We start from the raw sequence: 1,211 nt of genomic DNA, 5'->3' as shown, positions 1-1,211 counted from the left end.
GCCTGGTGGTGACCGCCCCGGCGCGGGCCAGGACAATCAGCGGGTCGGGAATGCGAGTCAGAAAGGTGAGGGAGCTGCCGTCGGGCGGGGTGCCCGGATAGGTTTGCTCACTGCCCACCGGCACGACCGGATGGTCGGGAACCCAGTAGGACTCGAAACCGAGTTCTTCGGCACGCCTGGCAATGATCGCCGGATCGGCGGCCGCAGACGGGATGACACAGAACACGCCAATATCCATGAGATCTCTCCTGTGTGTACAATATCGTGGCAACCTCCTAGCATTGTCCGTGAATGAAGGAAAGGCCGAGATGGACGGCTGTCCTCACCCCGGCATGGTGGCCAGACTGGCTGACAGCGGCAACTTCTCCTTGACTTCTCGGACAAGTTGTTGCAATGCCTTGCTCATATTCTTCAAAGGAGGGCAGGTCTATGTTCATGAAGGACTATGGGGAGCAGACCTACGCGCTGCTGCGCATTATTGCCGGGTTTTTGTTCTTTTTTCATGGTACCCAAAAGCTGTTCGGCTTTCCGCTAGCGGTGCCGGAGGCGCCGGCCTTTGTCCTTTATGGGGCTGGCATCATTGAACTGGTCGGCGGGATTCTGGTCATGGTCGGTTTCTACACGCGCTGGGCGGCCTTTGTGTGCAGCGGCCTGATGGCGGCCGCCTACTGGATGGCGCACGGCACCCAGGCCCTGTTTCCCATCGCCAATCAGGGCGAGCTGGCCGCTCTGTACTGCTTTGTGTTTTTGTGTATTTCGGCCCGGGGCGCCGGCATGTGGGCTATGGACGCGGCGAATGCCTAGCGGCGAGGCTCACGAACAGGCCCTCGCAAGCTCGTCCCGAGGAAGCCTTGATGAAGCGCTTATTGGTGCGATGGGTGACTGTCGGTGCGATGGTGACGGTGTGTTGCCTGTCAGGTGAAGCGGGCGCGGAACCACGACGGTCCGAGTGGTACATTGGTGGGGGGATTGGAGGCAGTTGGGTGCACGACATGGAAGAGAGGGGCTGGAATCGGGATACCTACTGCTCTCCTCGCACGTGTGATGAGCCGGGTCTGAGTGAGAACATCGAAGGGATTTCCATTCCGGGCTACCGTTGGAATTACGATCTTGACCTGGATCTCGGCAGCGCATTCGAGATTGCGCTGGGTCGCACGTTCAACCGCTGGCGTCTGGAGATTTCGGCCGCACAACGCAAGAACGACATCGAC

The 1,211-nt window shown here is 59.8% G+C and carries 3 protein-coding genes; 2 read left to right on the top strand and 1 reads right to left on the bottom strand.

Going from position 1 to position 1,211, the window contains the following annotated elements:
• On the bottom strand, positions 1-238 hold a 238-nt coding region (locus J4F42_02315), incomplete at its 3' end, for an LLM class flavin-dependent oxidoreductase (GenBank protein MCE2484321.1).
• Between the two features lie 191 nt (positions 239-429).
• Between J4F42_02315 and J4F42_02310 the strand changes: the two genes are divergently transcribed.
• Together J4F42_02310 and J4F42_02305 are read left to right on the top strand one after the other, a co-directional pair.
• Entirely contained in the window at positions 430-804 is a 375-nt protein-coding gene (locus J4F42_02310; protein MCE2484320.1) for a DoxX family protein, read from the top strand.
• Positions 805-854: 50 nt separating this feature from the next.
• The coding region (locus J4F42_02305; protein ID MCE2484319.1) for a hypothetical protein at positions 855-1,211 on the top strand (357 nt) is incomplete at its 3' end.

The organism is Desulfurellaceae bacterium (assembly GCA_021296095.1).
Taxonomy (GTDB): Bacteria; Desulfobacterota; Binatia; order Bin18; family Bin18; genus JAAXHF01.
This window is presented reverse-complemented; position numbering and strand designations above follow the sequence as displayed.